This window comes from Brevundimonas sp. TWP1-3, from assembly GCF_049896085.1.
Taxonomy (GTDB): domain Bacteria; phylum Pseudomonadota; class Alphaproteobacteria; order Caulobacterales; family Caulobacteraceae; genus Brevundimonas.
In genome coordinates this window covers 515,576-539,149 of record NZ_JAFCTP010000002.1, presented here as the reverse complement: position 1 = coordinate 539,149, position 23,574 = coordinate 515,576, and the positions used below count along the sequence as shown (strand labels likewise).

General features: G+C 64.5%; 25 protein-coding genes and 1 tRNA gene. 14 read left to right on the top strand and 12 right to left on the bottom strand.

Going from position 1 to position 23,574, the window contains the following annotated elements:
- Position 1: 1 nt before the first annotated feature.
- From ACP693_RS14515 to ACP693_RS14500, 4 genes are all read left to right on the top strand, one after another.
- A complete protein-coding gene (locus tag ACP693_RS14515) occupies positions 2-346 on the top strand; it encodes a hypothetical protein (RefSeq protein ID WP_425982093.1) in 345 nt (114 codons plus the stop codon).
- 4 nt (positions 347-350) lie between these two features.
- On the top strand, positions 351-941 hold the full coding sequence (locus ACP693_RS14510) for a response regulator (protein WP_426020421.1): 591 nt from the start codon (positions 351-353) through the stop codon (positions 939-941).
- Positions 938-1,408: a hypothetical protein gene (locus tag ACP693_RS14505; protein ID WP_426020420.1), complete on the top strand. Its 471-nt coding sequence runs from the start codon at positions 938-940 to the stop codon at positions 1,406-1,408. The genes ACP693_RS14510 and ACP693_RS14505 overlap by 4 nt, the downstream gene beginning before the upstream one ends.
- 218 nt (positions 1,409-1,626) lie before the next feature.
- Positions 1,627-1,703: transfer RNA gene (locus ACP693_RS14500), tRNA-Arg, on the top strand.
- A gap of 350 nt (positions 1,704-2,053) precedes the next feature.
- Here the strand turns inward: ACP693_RS14500 and ACP693_RS14495 are convergent.
- Positions 2,054-2,425: a MerC domain-containing protein gene (locus tag ACP693_RS14495; RefSeq protein ID WP_426020419.1), complete on the bottom strand. Its 372-nt coding sequence runs from the start codon at positions 2,423-2,425 to the stop codon at positions 2,054-2,056.
- A 55-nt stretch (positions 2,426-2,480) separates the two neighbouring features.
- Positions 2,481-4,547, bottom strand: coding sequence for a TonB-dependent receptor domain-containing protein (locus tag ACP693_RS14490; RefSeq protein ID WP_426020418.1), 2,067 nt, complete (start codon positions 4,545-4,547; stop codon positions 2,481-2,483).
- Between the two features lie 36 nt (positions 4,548-4,583).
- On the opposite strand from ACP693_RS14490, the gene ACP693_RS14485 reads away from it, so the two are divergent.
- The 7 genes from ACP693_RS14485 to ACP693_RS14455 all read left to right on the top strand — a co-directional run bounded on the left by ACP693_RS14485 (position 4,584) and on the right by ACP693_RS14455 (position 9,908).
- The gene (locus tag ACP693_RS14485; protein WP_426020417.1) at positions 4,584-4,901 is read left to right on the top strand and encodes a hypothetical protein; all 318 of its coding nucleotides are present in this window, start codon (positions 4,584-4,586) and stop codon (positions 4,899-4,901) included.
- Positions 4,898-5,323, top strand: coding sequence for a response regulator (locus ACP693_RS14480; RefSeq protein ID WP_426020416.1), 426 nt, complete (start codon positions 4,898-4,900; stop codon positions 5,321-5,323). The genes ACP693_RS14485 and ACP693_RS14480 overlap by 4 nt, the downstream gene beginning before the upstream one ends.
- A 314-nt stretch (positions 5,324-5,637) precedes the next feature.
- Entirely contained in the window at positions 5,638-6,648 is a 1,011-nt protein-coding gene (locus ACP693_RS14475) for an SDR family oxidoreductase (RefSeq protein ID WP_426020415.1), read from the top strand.
- A gap of 407 nt (positions 6,649-7,055) precedes the next feature.
- Positions 7,056-7,445 carry a hypothetical protein gene (locus ACP693_RS14470; protein ID WP_426020414.1) on the top strand — a complete coding sequence of 130 codons (390 nt, stop codon included), beginning with the start codon at positions 7,056-7,058 and terminating at the stop codon, positions 7,443-7,445.
- Positions 7,446-7,805: 360 nt separating this feature from the next.
- Positions 7,806-8,309, top strand: coding sequence for a thermonuclease family protein (locus ACP693_RS14465; protein WP_426020413.1), 504 nt, complete (start codon positions 7,806-7,808; stop codon positions 8,307-8,309).
- Positions 8,310-8,617: 308 nt separating this feature from the next.
- A complete protein-coding gene (locus ACP693_RS14460; protein WP_426020412.1) occupies positions 8,618-9,331 on the top strand; it encodes a helix-turn-helix domain-containing protein in 714 nt (237 codons plus the stop codon).
- Between the two features lie 94 nt (positions 9,332-9,425).
- Complete coding sequence (locus ACP693_RS14455) at positions 9,426-9,908, top strand: SgcJ/EcaC family oxidoreductase (protein WP_426020411.1); 483 nt, start codon at positions 9,426-9,428, stop codon at positions 9,906-9,908.
- 335 nt (positions 9,909-10,243) lie between these two features.
- Here ACP693_RS14455 and ACP693_RS14450 read toward each other — a convergent pair whose 3' ends face one another.
- Positions 10,244-10,450 carry a hypothetical protein gene (locus ACP693_RS14450; RefSeq protein ID WP_426020410.1) on the bottom strand — a complete coding sequence of 69 codons (207 nt, stop codon included), beginning with the start codon at positions 10,448-10,450 and terminating at the stop codon, positions 10,244-10,246.
- Positions 10,451-10,508: 58 nt separating this feature from the next.
- Positions 10,509-10,841 (bottom strand): SemiSWEET family sugar transporter, encoded by a 333-nt coding sequence (locus tag ACP693_RS14445; protein WP_426020409.1) that lies wholly within the window; start codon positions 10,839-10,841, stop codon positions 10,509-10,511.
- 281 nt (positions 10,842-11,122) lie between these two features.
- On the opposite strand from ACP693_RS14445, the gene ACP693_RS14440 reads away from it, so the two are divergent.
- Positions 11,123-11,500, top strand: coding sequence for a DUF3060 domain-containing protein (locus ACP693_RS14440; protein WP_426029330.1), 378 nt, complete (start codon positions 11,123-11,125; stop codon positions 11,498-11,500).
- Between the two features lie 653 nt (positions 11,501-12,153).
- Here the strand turns inward: ACP693_RS14440 and ACP693_RS14435 are convergent.
- Positions 12,154-12,657, bottom strand: coding sequence for a ferritin-like domain-containing protein (locus ACP693_RS14435; protein WP_426020407.1), 504 nt, complete (start codon positions 12,655-12,657; stop codon positions 12,154-12,156).
- Positions 12,658-12,870: 213 nt separating this feature from the next.
- Here ACP693_RS14435 and ACP693_RS14430 point away from each other — a divergent pair, with 213 nt between their 5' ends.
- On the top strand, positions 12,871-13,209 hold the full coding sequence (locus tag ACP693_RS14430) for a DUF6894 family protein (protein WP_426020406.1): 339 nt from the start codon (positions 12,871-12,873) through the stop codon (positions 13,207-13,209).
- A gap of 417 nt (positions 13,210-13,626) precedes the next feature.
- Here the strand turns inward: ACP693_RS14430 and ACP693_RS14425 are convergent, their stop codons facing one another.
- Genes ACP693_RS14425 through ACP693_RS14415 form a run of 3 tightly spaced genes read right to left on the bottom strand, consistent with a single transcriptional unit; the run spans position 13,627 to position 16,849 of the window.
- Positions 13,627-14,724, bottom strand: coding sequence for an alpha/beta hydrolase fold domain-containing protein (locus tag ACP693_RS14425; RefSeq protein WP_426020405.1), 1,098 nt, complete (start codon positions 14,722-14,724; stop codon positions 13,627-13,629).
- 21 nt (positions 14,725-14,745) lie between these two features.
- The gene (locus ACP693_RS14420) at positions 14,746-15,276 is read right to left on the bottom strand and encodes a DUF4142 domain-containing protein (protein WP_426020404.1); all 531 of its coding nucleotides are present in this window, start codon (positions 15,274-15,276) and stop codon (positions 14,746-14,748) included.
- 16 nt (positions 15,277-15,292) lie between these two features.
- Positions 15,293-16,849 carry a YbhB/YbcL family Raf kinase inhibitor-like protein gene (locus ACP693_RS14415; protein ID WP_426029329.1) on the bottom strand — a complete coding sequence of 519 codons (1,557 nt, stop codon included), beginning with the start codon at positions 16,847-16,849 and terminating at the stop codon, positions 15,293-15,295.
- 1,071 nt (positions 16,850-17,920) lie between these two features.
- On the opposite strand from ACP693_RS14415, the gene ACP693_RS14410 reads away from it, so the two are divergent.
- The gene (locus ACP693_RS14410) at positions 17,921-19,108 is read left to right on the top strand and encodes a YihY/virulence factor BrkB family protein (RefSeq protein ID WP_426020401.1); all 1,188 of its coding nucleotides are present in this window, start codon (positions 17,921-17,923) and stop codon (positions 19,106-19,108) included.
- A gap of 28 nt (positions 19,109-19,136) precedes the next feature.
- Here the strand turns inward: ACP693_RS14410 and ACP693_RS14405 are convergent, their stop codons facing one another.
- The 4 genes from ACP693_RS14405 to ACP693_RS14390 all read right to left on the bottom strand — a co-directional run bounded on the left by ACP693_RS14405 (position 19,137) and on the right by ACP693_RS14390 (position 23,378).
- Positions 19,137-20,033 (bottom strand): mechanosensitive ion channel family protein, encoded by an 897-nt coding sequence (locus ACP693_RS14405; RefSeq protein ID WP_426020400.1) that lies wholly within the window; start codon positions 20,031-20,033, stop codon positions 19,137-19,139.
- A 560-nt stretch (positions 20,034-20,593) separates the two neighbouring features.
- A complete protein-coding gene (locus ACP693_RS14400; protein ID WP_426020399.1) occupies positions 20,594-21,574 on the bottom strand; it encodes an ATP-dependent DNA ligase in 981 nt (326 codons plus the stop codon).
- Positions 21,575-21,585: 11 nt separating this feature from the next.
- Positions 21,586-22,764 carry a zinc-dependent alcohol dehydrogenase gene (locus ACP693_RS14395; RefSeq protein ID WP_426020398.1) on the bottom strand — a complete coding sequence of 393 codons (1,179 nt, stop codon included), beginning with the start codon at positions 22,762-22,764 and terminating at the stop codon, positions 21,586-21,588.
- 41 nt (positions 22,765-22,805) lie between these two features.
- Positions 22,806-23,378: an SRPBCC family protein gene (locus ACP693_RS14390; protein ID WP_426020397.1), complete on the bottom strand. Its 573-nt coding sequence runs from the start codon at positions 23,376-23,378 to the stop codon at positions 22,806-22,808.
- Between the last annotated feature and the right edge of the window lie 196 nt (positions 23,379-23,574).

Here is a 23,574-nt window from a genome sequence, read left to right as displayed (position 1 = left end):
CATGAGCGCCCCTCCCGAACATGCCGACCTGCTGGCCGCCGTCGCCGACGAGCTGATGCTGATCCGCGAGGGCATCGACGGGATCGAGGCCCTGGTGAGCGATCTGGTCCGCCGCGCCCCGCCCGAGGAACGCCCCAACGCCCTGACCCAGGCCCAGGCCCTGGACGCTCTGACCCAGAGGCTGGAGGCCCTGTCCGGCGTCCTGCGCATGCTGGGCGGCGGCGCCAGTCCGTCCGAGGCCGTCAGCCGGCTGTCGCTGGCCGACATGGCCGGCCGTCTGCGGCCCGCGGCCGGCGAAGCGCCGTCGCAAGCCACCGCCGACGCCGGCGACCTGATGCTGTTTTGATGTCATGGCCAAGAGCGATCGGGTCAATCTGGCGCACACCACAGTCCTGCTGATCGACGATCAACCTACGTCGCTGGATATGCTGGGTTCCATTGTCCAGGGCTTCGGCTGCAAGGAACAGATCAAGTGCGCGTCTGCGCAGGCGGCGACGGAACTGTTGGCCCGCCGCGCCGTCGATCTGATCCTGATCGACTGCATCATGCCCGACATGGACGGCTATGAGTTCGTGCGCTGGCTGCGGCGCGACGCCCCGACGCCGACCCGCTACGTGCCCGTCATCATGATCCTGGGCCACGCGTCCCAGGCCAAGGTTCAGCAGGGCCGCGACTGCGGCGCCAGCTTCGTGGTCGCCAAGCCCCTGTCGCCGTCGCTGCTGCTCAAGCGCATAATCTGGCTGGGCGCCGAGGACCGCGATTTCGTCGAGGCCGAATACTATGTCGGACCCGACCGCCGAGTGCGCAACTATGGCCCGCCGGCCGGAACCGACGGTCGTCGCGAGAGCGACCTGTCGGGCGAACTGGGCGCCGCCGTCGAAGAAAACATGGATCAGGACGACATCGACATGCTGCTGAAACCGATGAAGGTCAGCCTGTGACGGACGCACCGGTCAAGCCCACCATCCGCAAGGTCCACACCTCGCTTCAGCGCCAGATGGCCCGCCCCGGCGGACGGCTGATCGCCGAGGCCGAATCGCGCGCCAATCAGGCGCTGGAGGGCCAGCGCGATCATGTCTTCGATCTGCTGGCGACCAATATCGACGCCATCGACGCCGTGTGCGCCAGCCGTCCCGACGACGCCCCGGCCCAAATCTACGCCTTCGCCTCCGCCATGGTCGACATGGCCGGCTATCTGGACGTCCCCGCCTTCTTCGAGGCCGCCTTCAGCCTGTGCGAGATCGCCGACCGGATGCGCGCCGCCGACGCCTGGTCCTGGCCGTCGGTCGAGGTCCACGTCCGTGTGCTCAGGCTGACCCTGGCCGACGGCGGCAAGGCCACGCCCGGTTCCGAACGCCTGCTGGAGGGCCTGCGCGCCCTGACCGCCCACGTTCCGCCAGCGAGTTAACGGCCAGGCCTGACATCGCGGAACAAGCGTGAAACGAATCAGGACCGAATCGCCGACACCGCCCCATTCGTCCTTTGTTCACCGCGATATCTGGTAGGTTAAGGGCTCTTAACCACAAGCTTGTTCCAACTCTTCGCAGTCACTCACACAAGACTTTTTCGCCACCGACGGCGCTGCCCACTTTTCCAAATCCCCCCAAGACGCTAGGTCACCCCCGTGGCCCCGTAGCTCAGCTGCATAGAGCAAGGCTTTCCTAAAGCCGAGGTCGGGGGTTGGAGTCCCTCCGGGGTCGCCAGGATTTCAATGGCTTAGCGTTCCGTCATCCCAAAAGCCTTCGATCTGGGGTGCAAATGGGGTGCATAGCGACTGATTCACCTGTGTCTGTCTCAGGCTTTTCATCACTCCTTCAATGCGTCGCGAGCCGTTTCACGAGCTACCATCGTCCTGCGCGGGAGTCGGTTACGACGAGCTTCTGTCTTCTCCGTCCGGGCCCGGTTGCAGATGCAGACGCGGCGGCGGAAACTGGTAAGCGATTTCCTGGTGGTCAGGCTGTCGTGCGGTCTCCCGGACTAGGGTTGAACGCTCGCCCTGGCGGCAGTGGCCTGTTTTGGGATTAACGCTGCGCGAGGCGTCCGCGCGGCAGGATCACGCTGAACATCTGTGAGGTCGGCGCCTCCAGTTGAGGATGTGGGCCATGCCGAGGACGAGGGCTCCGGCGACTGTGATCATCGTTTCGGTCTCGTGGCTGGGGAATTCGGCCGCGCCGGAGACGAGAAGGGCGATCCCCAGCAAACCCAGTACGAGCTGTGCAGCAGCGGGGCACCGAGTCAGCGTCCACAGCGATATCGGCGCGGCCGTCAGAGCAAAGGCCCAGTGCACCCAAGGCACCTCGGCACCCACGCCTGCCAAGGGCAGCAGGCTGGCGATGAGGGGGAGGGCGAGGCAATGCGCGAGGCAAAGACCTGAAAGGCCGATCGCCGCGACGTCGCCGATCCGCCCGGCGGGAAACTTCGACATGGAGCGCTCCTGAGGGAAGACCCGGGAACGGCAGGCCGCTCCCGGGTTTAGGGGGTCAGAACCGGGCGCGCAGGCCCAGGACGAAGTTGCGACCGCGCAGCGGGGCAAGGTCGCCGATGAAGGAGGCGTGGTTCATCGCCAGTTCGTCGAGTAGATTGGTCCCGCGCACATAGACTTGGGCGGCTGTCGGGCCGACGTCGAAGTCGAAGGCGACCGTGCCATTGATCATGTTGTAACCCGGCGTGGACGTCTCGTAGTCGGCGACGCGATCCTGTTCGAACACCCGGACATACTCCAGCGATCCGGACCACGGCCCCTGGATCAGATCGCCCCGGGCGCCGAGGCGGCCGGCCGGGATACGCGGCAGGTTGCCGCCCTCGTCGAACTCGGCGCGGACCAGATCGCCGAACACAGTGGCCGACAGTCCGGGTGCTAAGCGGTGGGTCGCTTCGCCTTCCAGGCCGGTGAAGGTCGCATCATCCTGGGTGTACTGGATCAGACGGAAGTCCTCGAACTGGTCCAGAGTGTCGGCGAAGATGTAGCCGTCATAGGCGTAGCGATAGGCGCTGACCGAGAAGGTGGTGTCGCCGCGTGTCTTCTTAAGTCCGAGGTCGAGCGAAACGACCGTCTCCTCCTCGAGATCGGCCGAACCCATCTCATAGGTGTTGGTCGCCAGGTGAACGCCGCGGGCATATAGTTCCTGGATATTCGGCGCCCGTTGGGACCGGGCCACGGTCAGGGCCAGGGCGTAGTCAGGCGAGACGCGCCAGCTGGCGCCCAGCGACGCTGAGAAGGGTTGGTGCTCCCGCTCGGGATAGCGGCTCGCCGGCGTGGCGTTCGGGACGCGCGTCGTCTGCCATTCCTGGCGCAGGGCGCTTTCCAGGCTCCAGGCGCCGAGATCGCGCGTCTCGAGCAGAAACAGCGCCTGGGTCTCGGTTTCGCTCGGCCGGATAAAGGATTCCAAACCCTCGGCCGCGAAGTCGCTGCGGGAGATCTGGCCGCCGATCACGCCGCGGAAGCCGGCGATGGGTGCGTGCTGCACCTCGACCCGGGCCTCATAGCCAGTGTTGGAGAAGGTGGTGGAGACGGCGCCGTCGTCGATCTCGTCATGGGCGTAGTCGGTGTAGCCGCCGCGGAAGCGGATTCGCTCGACGCCCGAAAAGGGATCGCGCAGCTCGCCACGGACATCGACCCGGCGGCTGACGAGGTCGACGGTCGGGACGTGGCCATGCTCGTGGTCGTGATCGTGATCATGATCGTGGTCCTCCTCGCCGTGGTCATGACCGCCGCAGTGCAGGCTGGAACCGTGCGGATGGCAGCTTTCGTATTCGTGGCTGTGGCCGGGCAGCCCATAGTCGCTCTGCTGCTCCGTGTAGGCGGCGCCCAGATAGCCGCGCGAGCCGATCCATGACAGGCCAAGAGTCGCGGTCGAGGAACGATTGAACGATCCGTCCAGCACGTCCTCGTCCCAGTCGGGAACCTCGTAGTCGTCGGTGCGGCGGGTCGCGCCCTCGATGCGGATGGCGAACGCCCCTGCGCCGGCCGTGAGGCCGACGACGGCTGCCTCCTCATTGTCCGCCGAGCCGATGCGCACCTCGGCGACGCCTTCGCCGCCATTGGCCGGCGCGGTGGTCGGAATCTTTCGGTCGATCAGGTTCACCGCGCCGCCGATGGCGCCGCCGCCATAGAGCAAGGCGCTGGGGCCGCGCAGGATCTCCACGCCCTGAAGCAACAGGGGCTCGCCGCCGACGGCATGGTCGGGCGACACCTCGGAGGCGTCCATCAGGGCCGAGCCGTCGGTCAGCACCTTCACGCGCGGAGCGGTCTGGCCGCGGATCACGGGGCGGCTGGCGCCGCCGCCGAAGGTGTCGGAGCTGACGCCAGGCAGGCCGTTCAGCGTGTCGCCCAGCGTACCCTCGCGACGATGTACGAACTCATCACCGGTCAAGATGGCGACATTGGAGATCACCGCTTCGCCCGAACGGCCTAAGGGGTCGGCTGTGACGATGACGTCGTCGACTTCGGCGACGCCAGGTCCTGACTGCGGCATGGCGCGCGCCTCGGCCGCCGTGGCCAGCGCCGCCATCGCGGCCGCCGAGAAAAGGATTGTTCTAGAACGCATTGTCGCACCCCCGTTTTCGAATGAGGAAGGCTTGCTATGTTATATCGTAACAATTCACAAGGATATTTGGAGACAATGGGTCAGGGACGGCTGGAGCAAGATGTCGCACGCGAGTTGCAGGGTGTCGTCTGGAGCGAAGTGCATCGGGTGTTCGAAGTTAGGCGTCGGGAAAAAGGGCTCAGTCAGGCGGAACTGGCGCGCCGTATCGGTCTTCAACGCGAGCGGGTGCATTACTGGATGAGCAGGCCGGAGCGTATGACGCTCGCGGCGGCGGCGCGCCTTCTCGCGGGCATGGATGCCCGTCTGGAATGTCGTGGGCGGATGGGTGAGGTCGATGTCACGGCGCGCCCATGAGCTTCTGTTCGGACACATCGCCGGGCTCCAGCCGCCATGTTGCAGCCCTGTTCTGGACGCCGGGAACTCCAGATTGGACCACCTCGCCCGGTCGAGGAATATCGGATCGGCGGCGCCCTCTATGCGTGCTGGGCGAGGCTGGCTACCAAGTGATCGAGGCGCCGGACGGCCCCTCAGGTTTAAGCCTGCTGCGCTCGGACCGGCGCATTGATCTCCTCATCTCCGACGTGGGCCTGCCGGGCGGACTGAACGGCCGCCAGGTCGCTGACGCCCCGCGCGAGACCCGACCCGACCTTAAAGTCCTCTTCACTACCGGGTACGCAGAGAACGCCGCCGTGGGCAACGGTCTGCTGGTCCCCGGCATGGAAGTGATGACAAAGCCCTTCGCAATGGCCGAGCTGGCCCTGAGGTGCACGACATGATCGAGCCCTAAGGCCGGTCCTCGAGAAAATCGGCGCGGGCCTATCCGTCAACAAGGCCCCAACGTCCGCCGAGAGGTGAGCCATCAGAGCGACCTGGCTTCGTCTCCGGCGACACCTGATCGCCCGTCTGAACCTTCGGCTGTTCGCCTTGCTCAACTGTGCCAAGGATGAGCGCAGCGAGGGACGCTCGCGGTGCGCACGGTTTCGCGCGTCGCTGCGAGGCGATTTGCCGCTGGCCAGGGCGGCGCGCGCTGAGGAACCCGCCGGGGACGCTGCCGGTTCGACTCGGGACCCAACAGCCACGAGGAAGCGACATGACTCTCCGCCAGAAGCCGCTTGACCAACAGACCATCGTCATCACGGGCGCCACATCCGGCATCGGCTTGGCGACAGCCAAAGGCGCTGCCGCCCGGGGCGCGGCCATCGTGCTTGCGGCTCGCACAGAGGAGGCGTTGAAGACGGTCGCCAGTGAAATCACGGCGGAGGGTGGACGCGCCGTTTTCATTGTCGCGGATGTCGGCGATGAAGGTCAGGTCCAGGCTGTCGTCGATAAGGCCCTCGACGCCTTCGGCGGCTTTGACACCTGGATCAATGCCGCGGGAGTGGGTGTCTATGGTGAGCTCATGGATCTGCCGACCGACGAACATCGCCACTTGTTCCAGACGAACTACTGGGGCGTGGTGTACGGCTCGAAGGCCGCGGTCAGGCATTTTGAGACCCGGGAAGGCGGGGGGACTCTGATCAACGTCGGGTCGATCAACTCCGACTTCGCCATTCCGCTGCTTGGCGCCTATGCCGCCAGCAAACATGCCGTGAAGGGGTTTACGGACGCCCTCCGCATGGAGCTGCAACACGCCCGCGCGCCGGTGCAGATCACTCTGATCAAGCCGTCTGGTATCGGCACGCCGTTTTCGGAGCACGCTCGCAACCACACGGATAACGAGCCGCAGGTGGCGCCGCCCGTTTACGCGCCCGAAGTGGTCGCGCGGGCTATCCTGCACACGGTGACCCACCCGGTCCGCAGCGTAACAGTCGGGGGCGCTGGCCGGGTCATGGTCGGCAGCGCCCAGTTTATGCCTCACCTCATGGATCGCTTCTTTGGCTGGTCTATGCCGAAGGTCCAGCAGTCGGACGCCCCGAAGACGCCGGGTGACAATCTGTTCGAAGGGCGGTCGGAAGGCCGTCTGTACCGGGCGCAGGGGCCGGGCCGCGGTTTCAGCACCTACACGACGGCCGTGAACCGGCCGCTGTTGTCGGCAGGCCTTCTCGGGATCGCCGCTGCCGGAGTTCTCGTGTTGATGCACCGATGTGCAAGACGAGGCTGACTCAATGCCCGCGAGATCGAATGTGGAGCCGGTGCGGAACCGGGGCTTCGATCTCCATCAGCCTGCCCTATGAGGACGCGAGAGAGTCTGGGTGAGTCTTTGTCATGTTGAGGCTCCTCTTTTGGCGAACGCGCTTTACTGCTGAAACGCTGAAGACGTAACCCTGTCCGGCTTGCTGAATTGAACCTCGTCGCTTCGGCGTCGGCGGCGTGAGGAACATCCCCCGCTCGTTGATGGGTGCGGTGACCGGTCCAACACACCCGGAGTCGACTGCGGGCTCCCTCGCGCCCGCAGAGACGCCGCCGGGAAAGTGAACTGATCCGTCGGACCCTGACAGAGCCGATGCCACGCCTCTGCGACAAGGGCGGCGGATTGACTCGTCGTCGCGACCGCGTAGCTATCCCTCCATGCTGGACTTGCTGCTTATGTTGACGACAGGAGACCCGTCGGCGACGGAGACCGCAGGCCGCCTGGATTATGTCGTCGCCCGATGTGCGGCCTTTGGCTGGGCGGCGGATGAAGCGGAACGATTGAAGCGGGTGGAAGGACTGGTGAGGGATCAACCGCATCGTTCTCGCGACGAAGTCCTCCGCGAGTTTGCAGGCGGCGCCCGCTATGCGTTCAGCCGCGAAGGCGAGAACCTTGAAATCGTCAAGTCTCCGGAAGATCGGGCGCGCTGGGCCAGGGACACTGAGCGTCTGTGTGACAGGATCGCTAGTGATCACCCACGGGCCCTGCGTCGCACGCCTGAAACTGCGGAACATTGGGCGAGGCTTCTGGCGACCGAGAACTTCTGAGGCGCTCGGTTCAGACGAACGGTCAGCCTAAAATTGTGATTGTCACGCGCGAAGGCCGTTCGCAGTGCTGGACGGTATATATCGGGGGGCGCGCACGAGACGGGCGCATATCACCTGATCGTTAACCCCAGACGGCGGTTGGGGTTACGTCCGGCTTTGACGTTGAGCTGATGCAATCGAGGGACGGTTGTCCGGGACGGGCGGATACTGGCTGCAAAGGAGACCGCCCATGTCCGTCACGCCCGACCTGATCCTCGCCGTCGCCACCCTGGTCAGCGCCATCGCCGGTCTGATCTGGTCGCTGCGCCGCAGCCGCTAAACCCGCAAGATCTTCTGCCTCGTCTCGGCTAGGACCACCCCATGATCACCGCCCTTGTTCTCGCAGTCAGCCTCCAGTCCGCCGTTACCTCGACACCGCTCGTCGGCCGCGCCACCGTCATCGACGGTGACACCCTAGAGATCCGCGGCCAGCGGGTGCGCCTGTGGGGGATCGATGCGCCCGAGAACCGCCAGTCCTGCCAACGCAACGGCCAGGCCTACCGCTGCGGCACGGAGGCCGCTCGGCACCTCGATCGTTTGATCAACGACCGTCCGGTGACCTGCACGCCCCAAGGCCGCCCCGACCGCTGGGGGCGAACGGTCGCGCGCTGCGAAGTCACCGCCGACTGCGCCCCCGACGAAGATTGCAAGACCTTCCGCCGCGACCTCGGCGGCTGGATGGTCGCCGCCGGCTGGGCCCTGGACTATCCCCGCTACAGCGACGGCGAACACGCCGAGCAGCAATACGACGCCGAACAGGCCCGCAAAGGTCTCTGGGCCGGCGCCTTTATCACCCCTTGGAACTGGCGCGCCGGTCAACGCTGAGCCTCAGGTCATCGCTCCGGCCGGCCGCCGCGGCTGGGGGGAGGCGAACCGGAGGCAGGTAATTGTGGTTGGGAGCAACCCGCAATGGTGTCCAGCGCGGTCGAACCATGCGCTGGAGCGCTCCGACCTGAAGCGCGCCACCGCAGACTTGTTGTGGTAAGGCTGGATCAGCAGGGGGGTGTGGTGGACCAGATATCTCGACGGGTGCGACGGACGTGATTTCGGCGCTGGCGTGTCGGGCCTCGCCAGCCGTGGCGGCAGTTGTGCGCGGTTATCGCGAGCGGACGGGGTTCAGCGCAGGGCCCGGCGTGGTGGTGCCGCTGCCAGGTCGCCCGGCTCAGTTTCTGGAAGTCTATCTGGACACGCCCTATCGCGTCAGCATCGACGGCGGGACATTCGACGCTGCTCCCGAGGCCGTGGTTGTCGGCCCGTCATCGCGACACAGCGCGCGTTTATTGCTCGCCGGCCCTGTCGCCGCCTTCCACGTCGCCTTTCAGCCGACGGGATTTCACCGACTGTTCGGCGTTGGCATGGGGCCGTTGAGCGACATTGCGGTGGCCACTTGCGACCTTGGTCTGAAGCCGCTCGACGAGTTGGTCGGCCGCATCCGACAGGCGCCTGATTTTCCTTCGCGCGTGAGGGTCGCCGACGACTGGCTCGCCCATCGCTTGGCATGGTCGCGCGCCGCAGATCCCCTGGACCACGTCGCGCGGCTCATACGACGTGCCAACGGCGCGCCGCCGGTCGCCAGGATGGCGACACGGCTGGACCTTTCACCGCGTCAACTTCAGCGGCGCTTTACCGATCAAGTGGGTCTGACACCAAAACTCTACGCGCGGACCGTACGGTTCGACGCCGTGCTGGAGGCGCGCGAGCGAAACCCTGATCTCACCTGGACGACGCTGGCCCACCGCTTTGGCTATTTCGATCAGGCCCATCTGCTTCGCGACGCCCACGCTTTCACGGGCATGCCGCCCAGCGCCCTGGTTTCGCAAGCGATCGCCATGTCCGATTCTTCCTAGCGAGCCCCTATCCGCAGGCGGCATCCTTGGCGTGAACGAGGAGAAGCCGATGAACCGCCGCACCCTTATGACCCTTATTGGAGGAGCCAGTCTGATGACCGCCATTCCGGCCCTGGGCCAAACACAAGTCGCAGACGCCGACCGAACCGCCGTCCAGGCCTGGCTGGATGAATGCGCCGCCGCCTGGGCGACCAGCGATGCGGAACGCATGTTCCGGTCGGCTGCCGACGATGTCGAATGGGTCAATATTGTCGGCATGCACTGGCGCGGAAAGGCTCAGGTCGTCGGCGTCCACGCCCTGTATCTGAACACCATGTTCAAGGGCGTGCCGATGTCGCTCAAGTCCATAGAGAGCGTGAGGTCTGCCGGTCCCGACGTGGTGATTGCGGTCGTGCGCTGGTCGGTCGGCCAGTTCAGTCCACCCGATGGATCAATCGTCCCTGCCTCGGACGACCGAATGACCTTGGTGTTCCATCGCTCGCCGGCGGGGTTGCAACTGGTCCACGGCGCGAATGTTCAGATCAACGCCATTGCGGAGCAGTTCGACCCATCGAAGGGACCGCCTCCGACGCGTTGATGCGCGCCGTGCACAGCCCGCTCCGACCTGTCAGGCCGGGCCTCCCGGACGCCGACCTGTCGCCAGGCGGAAGACGTCTCTGGCTCATCTTGGAAATCTGAGATGACCAAGCCCGTCGCTTAGCGTCGGCATAAGGTTTTCGCCCACGGGTCTGTTTCAACGATCCCGCAGAAGATTCGTGATCCACCCATCCTGACGGTTGGCGCGCTTCAGGGATGCTGACTTCCGATCAGACACCGCCTCTGGGGTATCCGGAGCCCGGGCGACTGGCAGGACCTCATTCAGGAGGGCCGCGAAGAGGCGCCCGTTCCTCGACCATGCGCAGGTGGCGAGAGCTAGCGTCGGCGCAAGGCGGTCGATACGGGATGTCGCCGGGAGACCGACGTCGCGACCCAAACGAGAGCCGTGGTTGAAAGCAGGATGCTGGACACCAGGCCGCCGATGGCGAGTAGGCCGGCGTTGGTGACCTTCACCTTCGCGGCGAGTTTGAATTCGCCGGCCTTCAGCGAGGCGGCGGCGGTGTTGAAAGTGTGCTGATCCATTTGTCTCTCCTGCTACGAGGGCAACAGCGACCCACGCCAGCCGTTCCAAAAACGCCCCCTACTCGCCTGGGCTCGTCCCGCCCTTTGTGCCGCCTCGACTGGGTTGGGCCTCGTTCGCTTCCGGGTCGCCATCTCGGAAGCGCCACTTCATGAAGAGCACTCCCGACGCCATCACGAGCGCGAAGCTATTCGACACGGTCACCGGCCAGGCCTGGGTCATCACGCCATACACGACCCAAAGAATGAAGCAGGTTACGGTCAGCGAATATGTCTTGAGGCTGACTGATGAGGCGTCTCGATCCTTCCAGATTTTGATGCCTTGAGGGGCAAAGCTGGTGATGGAGCAGACGGCGGCAGCCGATCCGACAATGTTGGCCAAGAGGTCGTTCATGGGTCCGCAACGGCGCGTCGCGAAGCCCTGTTCCAATGTCCGGGAGCGTATCCGACTACAGGAAGCGCTCGCGGTGGGTCAGCAACTTCAGCAGACTGTCAGCGCCGATCAGGATGTTGGCGAAGAGGTTCATACAAAAGCCAATGCCGACTAGGCCCAGCCGTTCCCTGACATTGAGCGTCGAGCCCTAGGCTCCCCTATCGAGGCCCGCTTTTTTCGGAGGGCGATCTTTCGCCATGATCACCGGTGACCTTTCGCCATACCAAATCATGAGGCCGCCTATGCCCAATCGATTGTTCGTCACCACTCTCGCTTTTGGTGTCGCCCTCGCGTTCAGCGCCGCCGCTGGCCCGCCTGAACAATCCGGAACAACCTCCCAGACGAGCGAAACCCTAGAGATTAATGGCGTGGATCAGCGCCAAATTTTACCATGCGATGGTCGCCAGGTCGTCATCGCCGGGTCAGGCAATGTCATTCAGTTGACCGGAACCTGCGCCGGGCTCGATCTTGCGGGGGTGGATAACACGGTCGAGATCAATCTGGCGCCCGACGCGCATGTGACCGTGGCGGGCGCCGGTAACCAGCTACGCTGGAGTTCCACAGGTCGCCCTCGCATCAGGGTCGAGGGCGTAGAAAATGAAGTGACGCGGCTAAACTGACCGCCTTCGATAAAAGGCGAGCCTAAGACTACGCTATCGAGGGCGTCATCCTTCGAGGTGGCGGTCTTGATCGTTCGGGGGGCGAGCCGCCAGGTCCCGATAAGGCTCGCCTCGGTCGCCCGCCTCGGGTCAGTATCTTGCTGGCATCGCTGCTACCGACGGAAACCTTGATGTCTCGGATGCGGATGGCGTCGGCGAATGCGATGGCCGAGGCGTTGGGCGCATGTTGCTGCACGGCTCCAACATCGTAATCTTCGGTCAAACTGATGCGTTGGCGATCCAAGCCACCGGTTTTGGATTTGTCGTCCGTCACAAGCTCTCCCTCACTGGTTGGAGGAAAACTTAAAGACCTGTCGCCTGTTCCCTTGCTGGGTTTCGATCAACTATGTCGATGCGCGGTTCGATTTGACCGAGGCGATCAAGGAGACCTTGAGGGCGCGCGGATTGAGCTTCCCGTATCTCATCAGGTTGCGGCCATCAGGTTTGGCTTCGCGCAGGTCTGTCCCGATGAAGATCGGATGCCAATGGAATCGGCGCCCGGGGCTTAAGCCATAGGTTCGGTTGCGTAACGCCTGCCAGCCATTGTTGAAGCGTCAGTTGCGGCTTGCTGACGCCCCGCCGCCTGAGCGGCAGGGCCGTCGGGGTTCGAGGTTCTACGCCGCCTGGGGCTGCATCGCTTCTGCGTTAACGGCCGCGTCCGCGATCGTCGTCAGATCCTCGTCGGTCTGGCTCTCTTCCTGAAGCGTCTCGTCCAGCAGGGCGGCGGCGTCCTTCATCCCCAGCACCAGAGCCCAGCGCTTCAGCGTGCCGTAGCGGGTGATCTCATAGTGTTCGACCGCCTGGGCGGCGGCCAGCAGGCCGGCGTCCAGGGCCGGGGTGTCCTTGTATTCTTCCATGATTTCGTCGCCCTCGGCCAGGATGCCTTCGATGGCGTCGCAGGTCTTGCCGCGCGGGGCCTTGCCGATCAGTTCGAAGACCTGTTGCAGGCGTTCGATCTGGCCTTCGGTCTGTTCTTTGTGCTTTTCGAAGGCAGCCTTCAGCTCGGGCGATTGCGCCGCGCGGGCCATCTTGGGCAGGGACTTCAGGATCTTTCGCTCGGCGTAATAGATGTCCTTGAGCGTGTCGTGGAACAGGGTGTCGAGTGTTTTCTCGGCCATGGTGCAAACTCCTGATGATGCGCCTAGCGCGCCCAGCAAAAAGTGCAGGCGGCTCTATTGGTTCCTATTCGCGGGTCAGGCGGCTAGGCTGAAGCAGGCCACTTCCCAACCGCCGCGAGCACCCGTTCGCCGCGTCCAACACGGTTCCACGCAGCTTACGATGGATCCGCTTCCACTGAGCGACGAGGCCGGCCAACCGCACGACCTGACAGCGTGCCTCGGCCGACACAGGAACCGCCGCCTGCGGCCGACCATTCACCCTCTCCCGGGCGCCGTCGCACCCGAAGCGCAGGCTCGCCCGGCAGGCCGCCAAGAAGTTCGAGGGCGCCACGCTACTTTTTCAATACTGCTGACGGGAGCTGTGTTCGCGATCCGCAAGGAGATGTCCTCCCGGCGCTGAACGAGGCCAAACAAATGGCTTTGGCGGTAATGGGGGAACTTCTGCGTATGCAGCCTCCCACTCTGCTGGTGGACGGCGAGTTCACCCTCTCGGTGACAGACGAGGCCGGTTCGCTTCTGTGGCTCGTGCGCAGCAGCACCGGTCGCCCATGAGTCGTCCGCAGGACACGTTTGAGGTGCAGACGCATTGATCGTCTCGCAGCTCACATCGATTCCTCGCACGACCATCAGCTTTCAACATCACGAGGCTGAAGCTGAAGCGAAAGTAGACCCACTCGGCCTGCCGGATCAACGCCGCTGAAAAGCAATGGCGCTCAAACGAGAGCGGCTGCAAGACATGCGATCTTCGATCAGGCTGTTATTCCGCTCAGCCGAGTACAGCGTTTCATAGTGCAGGTCCGCCGCGGGTCAGCTGGGTCTGCTTCTCGGAAAGGACCAATGGCTGCTTCGGGCCCATGCCGCCCCCGTCGGTGGCCAATGACGCTCGTCCCGGTCAGCCTCTTCAAACGCAAAGGCCCCGGCGCGAACCGGGGCCTTCTTCTTCGCTAGAGTCGGCTAGGCCAATCAAAGTCAGCGCGCCAAAATGCTGCGCAAACGGCCGAACGACCATTGCTGAGCGTCATAGGCGTCGCGGACGACGTCGGCCATCGAGAAGAACTCGTGCACCGAGCCGTCCCAGACGCGACGCTCATTGGGCACCCCGGCGCGGGTAAGGGCGGTCGCAAGGGTCTCACCGTCCGAGTTCAGCGGGTCAATCTGAGCATTGACGATGGTCACGCCCTGAAGCCCGCGTAGGTCGGCGGCGACGAGGTTGTAGCGCGGATCCTGCTGATCATCCGGGCCGCGCAGTGCGTATTGACCGAACCATGCCAGGGTCGAGGTGCGCAAGGGAAGGCTCGCGGTGTTCTCCATCTTTGACGGCAGGGTCGGATCGGCGTCGGCGATTGGATAGACGGCCAGCACATGTTTGGGCGGGGTCCAGCCGCCGTCCCGCGCCGCGATGGCGACGTTCAGGGCCAGATTTCCGCCGGCGCTTTCACCGGCAACCGCGATATTGCTCGGGTCGCCACCCCAGGCGGGGGCGTTGTCCAGCACCCAGCGATAGGCGTTGTTGGCGTCCTCATGGGCGGCGGGGAACTTGTTCTCTGGACCCTTGCGATATTCGACCGAGACAACGATGGCGTTGAGATTGCGCGCCATCGACCGCGGGGTGGCGTCATAGACGTCCAGGTCCGCAATGACCCAACCACCGCCATGGTAGTAGACCACGACAGGCAGATTGTTCCCGGCCGCGCCGGCCGGTTTGTAGATGCGCACCGGCTGTGTTGCGCCGCCAGTCGGATAGGTCAGGTTCATGGTCGTGACAGTTTGATCGGGCGCGGTCGACATGCCGCGCATCGTCTTGACCCGGTTGACGGCGTCGGCGGGGCTCGGCTGGGTGCGGGCCTGTTGAACCGTAAGGGTTTCGATCGGCTTAGCGCCGAGAGCGGCGTGGGCGTCGAGCACGGCCTGCATGTCAGCGTCAGGACGGGCGGTCATGCCCATCGGCGCCATGGGCGAGGCAGGAGCGCTGGTCATGCCGGGGTCCATCACGGACGGCGTCAGGGCGCATGCAGACAGGGCGGCGGCGGAGGCCCCCGCGACGAGGAGGGTGGTCAAGCGTTTCATGTCAGATTTCCCGGGGTTCTATCAGCGCATCAGGCGTTGGAGCTCGGCGAGGTGGGCCTCGACGATCGGCACCGTGGCGCGGGCGCCGCTGCGAAGTTGCGGGGTCTCGCCGGTTTCGGCGTAGGTCTTTTGCAGGCCCAGGGCTTCCTTGTGCGCCATTTGCTGCTGGACCAGATACAGGCGGTCACGCTCGACGCCGGAATACTGACGTAGGGCCGCGACCATGGCGGCTTTAGGCGCATCCAGCATCGGCGGCGCGGGCGTCAAGCCGGCCGCGCGAGCGGCGGTCACGGCGTCCGCTGTGGTCTTGGTATGATGATCAATCATCATCTGGGCGAAGCGGCGGATGGCCGGATCAGCGGTTGTCTCGAGCACCGCTCTGCTCGACTCGATCTCATAGAGGTCACCAGCCCCGGCGAACATCAGAAATTCAGGCGCGGGGGGCGTGGGAGCCAGGGTGCCGGCGGGCGTCCAGGTGTAGGTGAACGATTGCGCAGAGGCGGCGGTGGCGAGCAGCGACAGCGTTGCGGTCGCGCACAGGAGGCGTTTCATGGGGCTTCTTTTCGGTTTATTTAAGGGGGGCGTCTGTCTGAGCGTAGGTCCCGATGAGGCGACCCTTGCCGATGACATGTCCACGCATGGCGGCCAACAGGGTGTCGCGGTCTGAACCCGGCAGCACATCGAGTCGGGTGTCGAGCGCGAACACTTGCACATTGTAGTGGTGCGGCGCATCGCCGACCGGCGGCCGCGGGCCGTAGTAGCCGACCGACCCGCGCGAGGTGGCGCCTTGGACAATGCCGTCTGGCAGCTTGATCTCTTCTGACAGGCCTTCCGGCGTCATCGGTTGGGCGATATTCCAGGCGAGCCAGTGCACGAAGGGTTTGGGCGTGGCGGCGTCCGGATCTTCCATAATGACCACATAGGTCGCGGCGCCATCAACTGGGGTCCAGCTCAGGGCCGGGGACACTCCGTCGTAGTATTCGCTCTGCGCCCGGGGGATGGACGCGCTTTCGGCGAATGCCGTCGAGGTGACGGTGATCGGCGCCCCACCTTGGACACGTTCAAAAGCCAGCGGCACGCCGGACCCGCGCGCGGTCTGAGCCCGCATCGCATCGATCGGCGGCGCCGCCATCTCGGCCCGACCGCGCCCGCGGGGATAGCTGATGCGATAGAGGATGCCGTTCTCGTCGTCGCCGAACAGGAGCGATCCGTCGCCGGCGATTGCCAGTCCTGTCGGGCGGCCGGTGCGGGCCCGTCCGCCGTCAGCGATGAAGCCTGTCAGGAAGGGCTCGATGGAGCGGGCGCGGCCGTTTTCGAAGTCCACGCGTACGACCTCATAGCCGGACGGTGTGCTGCGGGCCCAGGATCCGCGTAAGGCGACAAAGGCGTCGCCGTTGTAGGCATTCGGGAAAGGCCCGCCAGCATAGAAGGCCATCTGCATGGGCGCCGCGTGGGCGGTGTAGCCTAGGACAGCGGCTTCGCTCATTTCGGCCCAGGTCGCGGCAGTGATGTTCGCTGGCGGCTCATCCTGCGGATTGACGCCTTCCTCGACCCCGTAGACGTAAGGCCAGCCGAAGCGTTTGCCGGCTTGAATGTTGTTTAGCTCTTCTTGCTGCAGATCATCGCCTAGATTGTCGATGCCGTGGTCCATGCCCCACAGTTCGCCGGTACGCGGATGCCAGCCGAAGCCGATGGTGTTGCGCAGGCCCGAGGCGAAGATGGTGCGGCTCTTACCGTCTAACGACGCCCGCAGGATGGTAGCGTTCTCCGGATTGCTTTCGGCGCAGGCGTCGCAGGTCGAGCCCACGGAGATGTATAGCATCTCGTCCGGACCCACGCTCAGCGTCCGGTTCGGGTGCTGGCCCGAGTCCGGGAGGTCCCCGATGATTAGAGTCAGCGGGGAGAGGGTCCCATCGGTCATGATGTCGCCCACGAAGACCTCTTTGACCGTGGCGAGATAAAGCTTGTCGCCATGGACCGCCAAACCGTGCGCTCCGGCCCGACGGGCCACAACGACCGGATCCCCGTCCGCTTTGCCGTCGCCATCAGCATCTCGAAGCAGGATCACGTCGCCCTCGGCGCGGCGCGTGGCATAGATGTCGCCGTTCGGCGCCACGGCCAGCATGCGCACATTGCCCAGACGTTCGGCGAACCGGCGAACCTCGAATCCATCCGGGACCTTCAGCGCCGAAGTGTCCCCCGGCAGTGGAGCCCGCGCCGTGGGCTCGAAGATCGCGGTCGGAATGGCAAGCCGGTCGTTGTCTTCAGGGTGAGCCTGAGCGAAGGCGGATGGGGCGCAGCATAGCGCCACCGCGGAAGCTGCGGCGAGAAGGCGAGGGTTCATCAGAAACTCAATGGGAATGGTCCCGGCGACTGCCGATTTCGCAATGTTTAAGCCGCAGACGGGTCTCGGGTTCCGGCGTTATGCAATCGGCTACGAAATTCGTACGAGGCTTCCACTATCACCACGAAGCCAGATCGTCCGGGCGCGGCGGCTGAACGCTTGGCTGCATGAGATCGAGTCAGACATTTGGAAGTGTCGCCGCATTATCAAAGGCATAGGAGCGAGCAGATGGAGAAGGCGCGCACCGGGCCGGTTCGAGCCTAGAAGCGACAGGCGGCCCGCCTAGGAGAGGAGACCGCCCGTCGCACGGGGTGACGCGGATGCCGGGCCGTCACCCCTCAGGCCGGCTCCAACTCTCCAACCATGCAATGCCAGCCGCAGTTCCCAAAGTCCGAGAGAAGACAAAGCCGCCGTCTCAGGAGAGACGGCGGCCCCGGGGGTCGAACTGACCGCTCTTCGCAAACGGTCAGACTCCAAAATCGCGGAACGTCGTGTCAGGTTCCGATCCGCTGGACCGAACCATAGGTACAGGAAGACCCTGCTCAAATCCGAAGCCGGCGTTCGGCTTCACCACATCGAGCACCTCGCCAGCCAGCAAAAGGTCGTGCAGTCGTCCTGGAGGTTTTTCACGATGCGCTCGAACCAGCCGCGCACTTTCGCAGATGAGGCGGCGGCCGAGGACGCCTTCGACGGGGGGGCATCGCCTCCCTAACCGACGCCATCATCATCGATATGCAGCGCGCGGACTGCTCGACTCGTCGATGGCATAACGAATACAGCCGAACGTCGGTTGGCCGTGACATCTCCTTGGAATAGGGACCTGTTCAACCTCTACCGATGCGGGCTGTTCTGATGCCGGATTCGACATTTCCGGACGGAACATCCGGGCGTTGGCGCCATTGGTTTGCGATGATCATCAGAGCAAGACCGACGTGCCGTATTGAATATCTGGGCGTCAGCTTCCTAGCGGGAGCTGTCGCGGGGGAAGTCCTGAGGCGCGCCGGGCCTTACATCGGTCGAGCTATCGGAGTCCGCGGAGAGCTCACGCCGAAAGGACCTGGAACGCCGACCTCGGCGCCGGGCGCAGACGCGCCGGCCGGGGAAACCGATCGTGGGCGCGACGCCGAACGCCCCGGCCGGATACCATTCCGGGGCTGGAAGGATATTCTGATACGGACCTACAAAGAGTTCAGCGAAGACCGGATTCCGCTCATCGCCGCCGGATGCACATTCTACGCCCTGCTGGCGCTTTTCCCCGGCGTAACGGCCTTCGCCGCCCTTTACGGGCTCTTCGCCGATGTGGCCGACGCGGGGACGCACATCGAGGCGCTGTCGGGCGTCATGCCCGCCGGTGCCATCAGCCTCATCGGCGATCAGATGGTGAAGGTGGCGGCCGCCGGTGAGGGAGGCCTGTCCTTCGCCTTCATCCTCGGGCTCGTCACCGCACTCTGGAGTGCGAACAAAGCGATGAAGGCGATCGTCACCGGTCTGAACATCGCCTATGAGGAGGATGAGACGCGTGGCTTGGCGGCCAAAACCTTGACGCCCCTCCTCTTCACCCTGGGGCTCATTGTCTTCGCCTTGAGCGCGATCGGCCTGGGGGCGGTCGGCGCCGGATGGACAGAAACGGCGATACCGGCGGCGAGGGTCGTCTGGACGGTGTTCTACTGGGGCGCGCTGTTCGGCGGCGTCATCCTCGGCATGACGCTCCTCTATCGCTTTGGCCCGAGCCGGAGTCGCGCGCGCTGGCAGTGGGTGACCTGGGGAAGCGGCCTCGCCGCCGTCGCCTGGCTCGCGATGTCCGGAGCTTTCACCTTCTATGTTTCCCGCTTCGGGAACTACGACGAAGCCTACGGCGCGCTCGGCGCGGCCATCGGCTTCATGACCTGGATCTGGCTGTCGAGCATGGTTTTCCTGATGGGTGCAGAGCTCAACGCCGAGATCGAGCATCAAACGGCGCGAGATACGACGACGGGGGCTCCCCGCCAGTTGGGCGCCAGGGGCGCGGTCATGGCGGATACCGTCGGCGACGCCGCCTGATCCGCTAAGCCAATCCTGTCGCTGTCGGTCAGTCCTCGGGTGCGTCGGGCCTGGCCGACGCGTCTGCCCGTCCCTCAGCCGGTGCGTCCACGATCCGCACCGGAAGCTCGGCCTTCGGCTCTCGCTCCACGGACACCTGATGCGGATAAGGGAAGCTCAGGCCTGCCCCGTCGAACCGCTCCTTGATGATTTTGATCAGATCGACCTTGGTGTTCTGCCAGTCGTCCGGAGTAGTCCAGCAGCGCAGGGTGACGTTGACGGCGCTGTCGCCGAGGCCGGTGACCCGCGCCCAGGGCGACGGCTCTGCGAGCACCCGATCGTCGGCGGAGGCGCAATCCAGCAGCAGGCGGAGAGCCAGATCGAGATCGTCCTCATAGTCGACGCCAAACGTCAGATCCACGCGGCGGCGCCCGAGTTGATCCACGTTGATGATCAGCTCGCCGAAGACTTTGCCGTTGGGGAAGTAGAGCGTCAGGCCGTCGTAATCGACGACGGTGGTGTTGAAAAGGTCGAGGTCCACCACCTTGCCCTGTCGCCCGTTGAGATCGACTCGATCTCCCACGCGGTAGGGGCGCAGAATCAGGATCATCACGCCAGCCGCAACATTGCTGAGGGCGCCCTGAAGCGCCAAGCCAATGGCCAGGGAGGCGGCGCCGAGTACCGCGAGAACTGAGGTGGCCTGCACGCCGAGCTGCTGAAGCACCGCGACCAGACCAATGGCGATGACCACGTATTTGACGAGGCCGGAGACGAAATCGCTTAGTGTCGTGTCGCCGGGGTGGTGGTGGTGGGGCATGCGACCCACAGCGCGCCTGACCAGGTTTGCAAGCTTCCTAGCGGCCCAGAAAGTGCCCGCGAGTATGACCGCAGCGACAAGCAGCCGGACTGAGAACGCTCCGATCGCCGCGAGCACCTCACGGACCATGACAGGGTCGCCTTGGAGGGCGCGTTGGCCGGCTTCGAAGAAAGATACATCTTGGGACGGCGACGCCATGGGTGCTCCAGTATGTGCGAGCGATCAACGCGCTCGACGGCCCATGCGGTTCCAAAAGCCGCGATGATACGGACGGTGCAGTGGGGTGGTTAGCGAATAGGAGCGGGACCGCGTCCTGCGCCGCCTACAAGCGAGGCTAAGCTAGAGCGCGAGGCTCGCTCCAAGGCCCAGCCAGTCGTGCGGGGACTTGCCGCGCTTCAACCCGGCGCTATTCCGGTGTGTTTGATCGGAGAAATGCAAAAAGTTCGGGGCTGCTTCATCCGGTTCGCTGCTGACCATTTTTGTATCAGCTCAGACGGCGGCTTTTGGGCGACACCCCAACGACTGCTTCTGGAGCGTTGGCGACCTTTGTGAGTGAGGAAGAGTGAGCCGCTTTACGGCTAAGCGCCATTTGCGAAGCTAGATTGCGAGTAGATGCCTGCATTGCTCCGCTGGATGATGGCGGAGAGTGCGAAGTTTTCGCCAGTTAGCTTTGACGACGCGAGCGTATTTCAGCTCTCCAACTGCTCCATGCGGCATTGGTCAGGCCTTTTGTCAGGCCTAAATCGCAACAGCTTGGTGCCGTGGCGGAAGCGCTCGTCCGAGACTTGGTCGAAGCCGACTTCAACCACCCGCTCAGGCCGCAGCGGCACCCAGGCGGCCGACCGCTCGGTGGACCATCGGCTCGGCCCACCGGGCGCGCGGCCGCTGAAGCCGTCACCCCCGCGCAAAGCTTCGAGTTCACGGGTCAGGGCGATCTTGTCGACACCTGCAAAACCCGATGTATGGCCGACATGGTTGAGTTTCTCCTCTCCGTCGTAGAGACCGAGCAGCAGCGAACCGACGACCGGCGCGTCTGACGCATAGCGGAAGCCTCCAATGACACAGTCGGCCGTGCGGGCGCGCTTGACCTTGATCATTGCGCGCTCGCCTTCGACGTAGGGGCCGTCTTCAGCCTTGGCCACGACGCCTTCCAACTTGGCCTCTTCCAACCATGTCCGGGCGAGAACCCGGTCGGACGTACCGGGCGTGAGGGTGAGGTCGGCCGACTGATGAACTTCAAGGAAGGCCTCGAGCCGTCCATGTCGATCAGACCAAGGCCGACCCCTGAGGTCTGATCCATCGATATCGACCAGCATGTCGAAGAGCGCGTAGATCGCCGGCGTTTCCTGGGCGAGGCGCCGGATACGGCTTTCGGCGGGGTGGAGACGCGCCTGAAGCACCTCGAAGGAGAAGGCGTCGCCGTCGCGGGCCAAAAGTTCGCCGTCGAGACCGAAGCGCGTCTCCGGCAGGGCGGCGAGGCGATCGACCACCTCGGGAAAGAAGCGGTTCAGCGACTTTCCCGACTTGGCGATCAGGTGAACCTGACCGTCTCGCTTGAAGGCGAGGCAACGAAACCCGTCCCATTTGGGCTCGTAGACCCATCCCGCCCCCTCGGGCAGATCCGGCCGAGACCGGGCCTCCATGGGGCGGGCGTCGAGATCAGCGTGCATACGGCTTGGCCTCATCCGGGCTTCAGCACGACCTTGGTCCACTCATTCTGGTTTTCCTTGAAGTTCTTGTAGCCCTCGGCGGCCTGTTCCAGCGGCAGTCGGTGCGAGATCAGATCGGTGGTGTCGATCTTCCCCTCAAGGATCAGTTCGAGCAGCTGCGGCAGATAGTTTTGAACGTGCGTCTGGCCGGTCTTGAGCGTCAGGCCCTTTTCCATGAAGGCGCCGATCGGCCATTTGTCGGCGACGCCGCCATAGACGCCAGGCACCGAGACGGTGCCGCCCTTGCGCACCGCCATGATGGTCTCGCGCAGCACGTGAGGGCGGTCGGTGCCCAAGATCTTGGTCTCCTGCTTGATGGCGTCGACGATGTTGTCGGGCGAGAAGCCGTGCGCCTCCATGCCGACGGCGTCGATACAGCTGTCGGGCCCGATGCCGGCGGTCATCTCCATCAGGGCCTCGCGCACCTTGACCTCATGATAGTTCAGGACCTCGGCGCCGTTCTGCCTCGCCAGATCGAGGCGGCGCGGGTGGTGGTCGATGGCGATGACCCGGCCGGCGCCCTGAAGGAGAGCGCTCTTGATCGCGAATAGACCGACGGGGCCGCAGCCCCAGATCGCCACCGTGTCGCCGGGCTTTATCTGGGCGTTTTCGGCGGCCATCCAACCGGTGGGGAAGATGTCGGAGAGGAACAGGACGCGCTCGTCCTCGATGCCATCCGGGATCTTGATCGGGCCATAGTCGGAATAGGGAACCCTGGCGTATTCGGCTTGGCCGCCCGCATAACCGCCGGTCAGGTGCGAATAGCCGAACAGGCCTGCGACCGAATAGCCATAGGCGATCTCGGTCGCATCCGCCTTGTCGGCCGGGTTGGAGTTGTCACAGGCCGCCGGCATCTTGTGGTCGCAGAAGAAGCATTTGCCGCAGGCGATGACGAAAGGCACCACGACTCGGTCGCCGCGCTTCAGCGTCGTATTGGCAGGGCCGACCTCTTCGACGATTCCCATGAACTCGTGACCAAGGATATCCCCGTTCGACATGCCCGGGATCATGCTGTCGTAAAGGTGCAGGTCCGAGCCGCAGATGGCGGTGGCGGTGATCTTGATGATGGCGTCACGGGGATTGACGATCTGGGGGTCAGGGACGGTGTCGACCTGGACGTTGTGTTTGCCGTGCCATGTGAGTGCGCGCATGGGACTCTCGCTGTTGAAGGGGGGGGCGGGCGAGCCCGGGATCAGAAGTGACGGCTGGCCCGAGGCGCAGCTTCCGGCGCCTTGGAGGTCGAGACCTCGCCGGTTTCCATGAGTTGCTTGAAGCGGCGGAGTTCGCGGCGGGCCTGGATGCGGGGCTCGCGCTGCATCACCTTGGCGACGACCTTGCCGATCGCGCCGGCGGGCGGGTCGTAGCTGATGAAGATGCGCACCTCGGTGCCGCGGCCGAAGGCGTTGTCCTTGAACTCGATCCACCCCTCGTGATCGACGTCCGAGCCTTCGCTGGAGCGCCAGGCGATCCGCTCGCCGGGAATGTCCTCGGTGATCTCGGACACCAGATCGATCTCGGCGCCCGCCGGGCCGGCGATCGTCCATTGCGATCGGCTGACGTCAAGAACTTCGACGGCCTTCACATTCTCGGTGAAGGAAGGAAGGTTCGTGAAGTCACGCCAGAAGGCGTAGAGGTCTTGGCGAGGCCTGTTGATCATGGCTGCGCGGATGGTCGATGCGGCGTGATCGCCCTCGACGTTGTCATTGTCGATGAAGGCCGGGGAGGCGACTTCGGCGTCGGTCGAAATCGGATCGGATGAGGACATGGGATGCTCCGTCTGGTCCGTTACCCAATCCGCCCGACGCCGCTGCGTTCCAGCGTCGCAATACGGAACCGGAAAAGCGCGCACGGCCATGCGCCGACCTGGAGGATTCGATGTCTGGTGATCAACTCACGACCGTCGAAGCTGTCCGCTCGCCGGGGTGACCGTCGCTTCAAACGGGGGTGGTTACGAAGGCGCA

Bases quoted from the DNA above. Each gene is read 5' to 3' on its own strand.
- ACP693_RS14515 (WP_425982093.1), top strand. From the start codon at position 2: ATGAGCGCCCCTCCCGAACATGCCGACCTGCTGGCCGCCGTCGCCGAC.
- ACP693_RS14510 (WP_426020421.1), top strand. From the start codon at position 351: ATGGCCAAGAGCGATCGGGTCAATCTGGCGCACACCACAGTCCTGCTG.
- ACP693_RS14495 (WP_426020419.1), bottom strand. From the start codon at position 2,425: ATGTCGAAGTTTCCCGCCGGGCGGATCGGCGACGTCGCGGCGATCGGC.
- ACP693_RS14490 (WP_426020418.1), bottom strand. From the start codon at position 4,547: ATGCGTTCTAGAACAATCCTTTTCTCGGCGGCCGCGATGGCGGCGCTG.
- ACP693_RS14485 (WP_426020417.1), top strand. From the start codon at position 4,584: ATGTTATATCGTAACAATTCACAAGGATATTTGGAGACAATGGGTCAG.
- ACP693_RS14480 (WP_426020416.1), top strand. From the start codon at position 4,898: ATGAGCTTCTGTTCGGACACATCGCCGGGCTCCAGCCGCCATGTTGCA.
- ACP693_RS14475 (WP_426020415.1), top strand. From the start codon at position 5,638: ATGACTCTCCGCCAGAAGCCGCTTGACCAACAGACCATCGTCATCACG.
- ACP693_RS14470 (WP_426020414.1), top strand. From the start codon at position 7,056: ATGCTGGACTTGCTGCTTATGTTGACGACAGGAGACCCGTCGGCGACG.
- ACP693_RS14465 (WP_426020413.1), top strand. From the start codon at position 7,806: ATGATCACCGCCCTTGTTCTCGCAGTCAGCCTCCAGTCCGCCGTTACC.
- ACP693_RS14455 (WP_426020411.1), top strand. From the start codon at position 9,426: ATGACCGCCATTCCGGCCCTGGGCCAAACACAAGTCGCAGACGCCGAC.
- ACP693_RS14450 (WP_426020410.1), bottom strand. From the start codon at position 10,450: ATGGATCAGCACACTTTCAACACCGCCGCCGCCTCGCTGAAGGCCGGC.
- ACP693_RS14445 (WP_426020409.1), bottom strand. From the start codon at position 10,841: ATGAACGACCTCTTGGCCAACATTGTCGGATCGGCTGCCGCCGTCTGC.
- ACP693_RS14440 (WP_426029330.1), top strand. From the start codon at position 11,123: ATGCCCAATCGATTGTTCGTCACCACTCTCGCTTTTGGTGTCGCCCTC.
- ACP693_RS14435 (WP_426020407.1), bottom strand. From the start codon at position 12,657: ATGGCCGAGAAAACACTCGACACCCTGTTCCACGACACGCTCAAGGAC.
- ACP693_RS14425 (WP_426020405.1), bottom strand. From the start codon at position 14,724: ATGAAACGCTTGACCACCCTCCTCGTCGCGGGGGCCTCCGCCGCCGCC.
- ACP693_RS14420 (WP_426020404.1), bottom strand. From the start codon at position 15,276: ATGAAACGCCTCCTGTGCGCGACCGCAACGCTGTCGCTGCTCGCCACC.
- ACP693_RS14415 (WP_426029329.1), bottom strand. From the start codon at position 16,849: ATGCTGGCCGTGGCGCCGAACGGCGACATCTATGCCACGCGCCGCGCC.
- ACP693_RS14410 (WP_426020401.1), top strand. From the start codon at position 17,921: ATGCCGGATTCGACATTTCCGGACGGAACATCCGGGCGTTGGCGCCAT.
- ACP693_RS14405 (WP_426020400.1), bottom strand. From the start codon at position 20,033: ATGGTCCGTGAGGTGCTCGCGGCGATCGGAGCGTTCTCAGTCCGGCTG.
- ACP693_RS14400 (WP_426020399.1), bottom strand. From the start codon at position 21,574: ATGCACGCTGATCTCGACGCCCGCCCCATGGAGGCCCGGTCTCGGCCG.
- ACP693_RS14395 (WP_426020398.1), bottom strand. From the start codon at position 22,764: ATGCGCGCACTCACATGGCACGGCAAACACAACGTCCAGGTCGACACC.
- ACP693_RS14390 (WP_426020397.1), bottom strand. From the start codon at position 23,378: ATGTCCTCATCCGATCCGATTTCGACCGACGCCGAAGTCGCCTCCCCG.